Annotated in this window: 3 protein-coding genes and 1 pseudogene; all 4 read right to left on the bottom strand. The window is 46.6% G+C overall.

The features are described 5' to 3' along the window. Nucleotides 1–102: 102 nt before the first annotated feature. On the bottom strand, nt 103–2,985 hold the full coding sequence (locus O9332_RS17305) for a beta strand repeat-containing protein (protein WP_288026607.1): 2,883 nt from the start codon (nt 2,983–2,985) through the stop codon (nt 103–105). A gap of 139 nt (nt 2,986–3,124) precedes the next feature. Continuing rightward, a pseudogene (locus tag O9332_RS17300) lies at nt 3,125–3,661 on the bottom strand (hypothetical protein); the annotation flags it as partial. 4 nt (nt 3,662–3,665) lie between these two features. Next, entirely contained in the window at nt 3,666–3,857 is a 192-nt protein-coding gene (locus O9332_RS17295) for a hypothetical protein (protein ID WP_288026605.1), read from the bottom strand. A gap of 151 nt (nt 3,858–4,008) precedes the next feature. Continuing rightward, on the bottom strand, nt 4,009–5,927 hold a 1,919-nt coding region (locus O9332_RS17290), incomplete at its 5' end, for a Calx-beta domain-containing protein (RefSeq protein WP_288026604.1).

Raw genomic sequence — 5,927 nt, 5'->3', positions numbered from 1 at the left:
TATAAGAGTTTGTGCTGCCTATTTTTTCGGAAAAATAGGTTGTAATGGGAGACTCTTTGTTTTCCTAGACAAAAATAATTACTTTTTCAAAAAAACACTTTTCTATTTTTTTGTTGGGTATTTTATTCTCTGGAAGTCCCTAACTGGAACTGTAATCGTTTTAGAAGTTTCTCCCGGATTGAAGGTTAAGGTGGTGGTAGGAATAGCAGTGTAATCGGTTCCGGCGGTGGCTGTACCGTTAGCGGTGGCATAATCGACGCTCACAACGGTACTAGCAGCACTAGAAAGGCTCACGGTAAAGACCGCGTTAGTGGTGCCGCTATTGCCTTCGGTAAGGGTAACATCGTTGATAGTAAGAGAAATTGCGGGTTGAGAAACATCGGTAATGGTGACGGTGGCGGTGGGGTCGGCATTGAGGAGGACTGAGACGTTGCCTCCGTTATAGTTCGCCGTTGCCAAATCGGATTTGCCGTCGCCGTTGAAGTCCCCTACTGCCACGGAACGGGGACTACTCCCCACAGTAAAGTTAGTGGCGGGGGCAAAACTGCCCGTGCCAGTTCCTAATAGCACTGAGACGTTGTTGTTGCTACCGTTCGCCACAGCCAAATCGGATTTGCCGTCGCCGTTGAAGTCTCCTACCGTCACGGAATAGGGTTGACTCCCCACAGTAAAGTTAGTGGCGGGTCCAAAACTGCCCGTGCCGGTTCCTAATAGCACTGAGACGTTGCTGCTGTTAGCGTTCGCCACAGCCAAATCGGATTTGCCGTCACCGTTGAAGTCCCCTACTGCCACGGAACGGGGACCACTCCCCACAGTAGAGTCAGTGGCGGGTCCAAAACTGCCCGTGCCGGTTCCCAATAGCACTGAGACGTTGTTGCTGTACGCGTTCGCCACAGCCAAATCGGATTTGCCGTCGCCGTTGAAGTCCCCGACAGCCACGGAAAGGGGACTACTCCCCACAGAAAAGTTAGTGGCGGGTCCAAAACTGCCCGTGCCGGTTCCTAATAGCACTGAGACGTTGCTGCTGTTAGCGTTCGCCACAGCCAAATCGGATTTGCCGTCACCGTTGAAGTCCCCTACCGTCACGGAACGGGGACTACTCCCCACGGAAAAGTTGGTAGCGGTGCCGAAACTACCTGTGCCGGTTCCTAATAGCACCGAGACGTTGCTGCCGAAAAAGTTCGCCACAGCCAAATCGGATTTGCCGTCGCCGTTGAAGTCTCCCACCGTCACGGAATAGGGAAAACTCCCCACAGTAAAGTTAGTGGCGGTGCCGAAACTGCCCGTACCGGTTCCTAATAGTACTGAGACGTTGTTGCTGTTCCAGTTCGCCACAGCCAAATCGGATTTGCCGTCGCCGTTGAAGTCCCCTACAGTCACGGAAATGGGACTACTCCCCACGGTAAAGTTAGTAGCAGGATTAAAGCTGGTGCTGGAGTTGGCACCAAGGATGTAGTCTCCCCCCGATGTCAGGTTGACTTTGACGGTTTCATTAGGGTCACTTACCGCATCGGATACGGCGACGACGTTGAGGGTGGCGGTGGTGGCTCCGGCGGCGATGGTGAAGGTGTTGGCTGTCACCGCCGTGATATTTGTGCCAGCAGTGAAGGAATAGTCGGTGGCAAGGGTGGCGGTACTGCCAGTGGTGTTGAAGTTGACCACTAACCCACCCGTTGGCGCGGCGGTGTCTAGGGTGATGATAAAGTTGCCGACGGTTCCCCCTTCTACCGGGTTGGTGCCGGGGGCGATGGTGATTTTCGGGGTGGTATTGAGGAGGATTGAGAAGTTATTGCTACCGGCGTTCGCAACGGCTAGGTCGGATTTGCCGTCAAGGTTAATGTCTCCTACCGTCACGGAAATGGGGCGATCTCCCACACTAAAATTAGTGGCGATGCCAAAGCTACCCGTGCCAGTTCCTAAGAGAACTGAGACGTTGTGGGTGACATAGTTCGCCGTAGCCAAGTCTATTTTGCCATCGCCGTTGAAGTCTCCTAATGTCACAGAACGGGGGAAAGTTCCCACACTAAAGTTAGTGGCAGTGCTAAAACCGCCTGTTCCGTTGCCTAATAGTACCGAGATGTTGTTGCTACCGGCGTTCGCAACGGCTAAGTCGGATTTGCCGTCAAGGTTAACGTCTCCTACCGTCACGGAAATGGGGCGATCTCCCACACTAAAATTAGTGGCGATGCCAAAGCTACCCGTGCCAGTTCCCAAGAGGACTGAGACGGTGTTGCTGGCATAGTTTGCTGTAGCCAAGTCTAATTTGCCATCACCATTAAAGTCTCCTACGGTCACGGAACGGGGACTACTTCCCACAGCAAAGTTAGTAGCAGTGCCAAAACTACCTATGCCGTTGCCTAATAGCACTGAGACGTTATTAGCGACATTGTTTGCTGTAGCTAAGTCTAATTTGCCATCACCGTTGAAGTCCCCTAACCTTACCGAATAGGGATAAGTCCCCACTGAATTAATAACAGAGCTAAAGACGTTAAAGACTGCCATTTCCACGCTCACCGCTTGCCCATCAACCGTAATAGTCGCTGCGTCATTTTCCCCTTGAATCGCCGCGATTTGCTCCCCTGTCAGCACTTCTCCCCGCACCAACGCCGAAAATAACTGCCCCTCATCCCCCGGGGTATCGCTGCTGTTGATTTGCGCGTCGATAAAATGCCCAATTTCTTCTAATAACACCGCTTTGAGGGTGGTAGCGTCCCCCGAATCAATCAGCGCTTGAGAAATATAAATCTTATTAATACTGCTGGAATATGCGCCGAAAATCCCTGAATTGCCAAGGTTTTTAACTGTAATAGGGGGAAGTTGACTAAAATCTCGACTTTGCCACTGCTGTCGTAATTGCGTCGCTTTAACCACATCATAACTTGTGCCAAAAGCAGTTTCTAAATTTGCCCAAAAACCATCAGATTGAGCGAAATCGAACAAAATATCGTAAACAGCAGGAAGGCTCGGCAACAGGGTAGAAGTCATGACGTTAACCGCAAAGGATGACTGGTGCGATTTTTTGCAAAAAATCGCCAATCTTTCAAGACCCCTGTAACAGAAATTAATATTACAACAAGAAAACGGGTTTCTCGAAGGAACCCGTTTTCTAGATATTAGGATAAGATTATTGGATTCTTGCGAAAGACTGCTTAAATTCTGCGAGAGAATTAGCGGTAGCTGCTAATTTAACAATCTCTTGTAATGTAGATAGTACCGAAACTTTATTCAGGTATTGTTCCACATCTAAAGGAACTTCACCTAAGCGAGCTTGCAAAACTGTTTTGACAAAATCACGAGCATTTTCTAACGCTCCAATTTCCTTGCCTATTTCTTTACCAATTTCCTTACCAATTTCCTTGCCAATTTCCTTACCGCGTTCTATTCCTCGTAACTCCATATTACTTACTAAAGGCATGGTTCTTTCCTCCTCAAATTGTTTGATTTTACTCTCTAAGCTTGACTGTAATTCAGGGGATAAAGTCATCATATTGTCGATGATTTCAAACAGTTTAATTATCTGTTCCCTCTCGAACTCCTTTTCATATAATCCCCTGATTAACTTCCATTTCCACTGTTCCCGTTGTGGCAGCTTCCCGGTAGTCGCTTTTGTTTTCAGGTGTGCCATGACGATTATAGCAAAAGGATTGCTACTTGCTTCCAATTAGTCACTGATAACTGATAACTGAATAAAGTTTGTCAGCGAAACGTTTTTTTGTCTTAAAGTCCAGAAACCGGGTTTCTCCGAGAAACCCGGTTTCTAGGTTAACTTCGGGAAAAAAGAAGGATAAAAACGCTTCAAAATATTCGCTTAATGCTTCTTTCCAGGGTTCATCATAATTGGCGGTTGTTTGGTTCATGGCGAGATAAATTAGCACACTAAGTACGGAATAACCGTAGCGTAACGCACCGATTTAATAATAGAGGTGGTGCGTTACGGCGGATTGTTAATTTTGGTTTTTTGACGGAATTGGTGGCCGCCTAACGCACCCTACAAGCTGTTTGGCTAGGTTAATTTATCAGTGTGAAATCAGCCGCCATCAGGGTAGGAACAGTCAACAAATTGGCAAATTCAGAGCCACTTCCTAAGCCAGCAGCACTACCATTTTGATTGTAGTAGATACTGCCACTGCTGGTACTGTAAACGATAAAGGCACTGCTAGTGGCGACTAAATCATCGTCAGCGACGCTGGCAAATTCAGCCGGTTGACTGAAGCCATTGCCAATGCTACTTTGTAAAGCGGTAAATATGGCTTTACTTAATACTATTTTATCGCTGCCGGGGGTGAAATCGCTGATGGCATCGATTCCTAAATTACTACTGTTGAAGATAAAATTATCGCTACCATTACCCCCGGTGAGTAAATCATCGCCAAAACCACCAATTAAACTATCGTTTCCGTTTTGACCAGTTAATTGATCGTTGCCACCACCACCAGTTAGAGTATTATTAAGGCTATTCCCAGTTAGTCGGTCATTACCGCTATCACCAATAATATTTTCGATGGTGTTATTTGCCGAAAAAGTCAATCTTAGATTATTGGTGACGGCGGTTTGGTTTGTAGTAACACCTAAGTTAACTCTTACTGCGGTATTTGTCCCAGTAAAGTCGATGGTATCGATACCGCTGGTGGTAGTTTCTTGGATGGTATCGCTTCCTAATGGGGTTGAAGCATTGAAGTGATAAGTATCATCACCGTTACCGCCAGCGAGGATATTGTTACCGCTATTTCCGGTGATTTTATTGTCACCAGCGTTACCTGTACCGTTAATATTATTAGTCCCAATTAGTCTGAGGTTTTCCACATTAGTGGGTAAGGTGCGAGTAATTGCGCTTTGTAGGGTGTCAGTAATAATTACTTGTCCAATTGCTTCGTCGGGATTGATGGTAGCATTAACCGCATTTGACAGGGTTACTGTAAAAGCTTCATCAGGTTCATTGAGGTTATCATTGAGGATGGGAATGCTAATAGTAGCAGTGGAAGTATTCGCCGCAATGGTGAGGGTTCCTGTCTGGCTAGTGTAATCTACATTGGCGGTAGCATCAATGGCTGTAGTGGTATAGTTGACAGTAATTTGTTGTGTACTTGGATTATTTACAGTGACGGTGAGGATTGCATTACTATTTTGACCTTCCACCACGGTGATGTCGTTGATGGAGAGTTGCGAGGTGACAGTGCTATCGTCATCATTAATCGTACCTTGTCCTTGATTATCGGTTATCGTAACATTACGGCCATTGGCTTGTAAGTTACTCAGATTGACGAAGAAAGTCTCGTTATTTTCAACTTTAGTATCGCCATTGACAGCAACAGTAATCGTCTTAGAAGTTTCTCCCGGATTGAAGGTTAAGGGAGTAGTAGCAATCGCTGTATAATCATTATCTGCTGTCGTAGCGGTTCCATTGGCTGTGGCGTAATTGAGGGTGACAGATGTATCAACTGGATTGGAAAGGGTGACGGTAAAGACTGCATTGGTAGTCCCGCTATTTCCTTCGCTAACAGTTACGTCATTGATTGAAATAGAGGCACTGTCATCATTATTAATTGTTCCCGTCACTGGGGTGGTCGTACCTATTGTATAACCTGTCCCCGCAGCGAGGGTTAAAATAACAGTTTCGTTACTTTCAACTGTAGTATCAGCAGTGGGGTCAACGGTTACAGTCGCAGTCGCTGAACCAGCAGCAAAGGTGACTGTATTGGTAGTCCCTGTACGAGTGTAATCGGTATTAAGAGTAGCTGTTCCCCCGAGGGTGTAATTAACTGTTAAAGTATTTGTTGTTACTCCTGTACGAGTGAAGGTATAAACCAGATTTGTTGTCCCATCTTCGGTAACACTACTGGGAGAAACTGCAAGAGTGATACTAGGTAAATCATCATTGGTAATTGTCCCCGTGGCTGCGTTAGGAGTACCTACGGTATAACCTGTCC

Source organism: Microcystis sp. LE19-10.1B (assembly GCF_027530565.1).
Taxonomy (GTDB): Bacteria; Cyanobacteriota; Cyanobacteriia; order Cyanobacteriales; family Microcystaceae; genus Microcystis; species Microcystis aeruginosa.
This window is presented reverse-complemented; position numbering and strand designations above follow the sequence as displayed.

Coding starts and splice junctions, on each gene's coding strand:
- O9332_RS17295 (WP_288026605.1), bottom strand. CDS start 3,857: ATGAACCAAACAACCGCCAATTATGATGAACCCTGGAAAGAAGCATTA.
- O9332_RS17305 (WP_288026607.1), bottom strand. CDS start 2,985: ATGACTTCTACCCTGTTGCCGAGCCTTCCTGCTGTTTACGATATTTTG.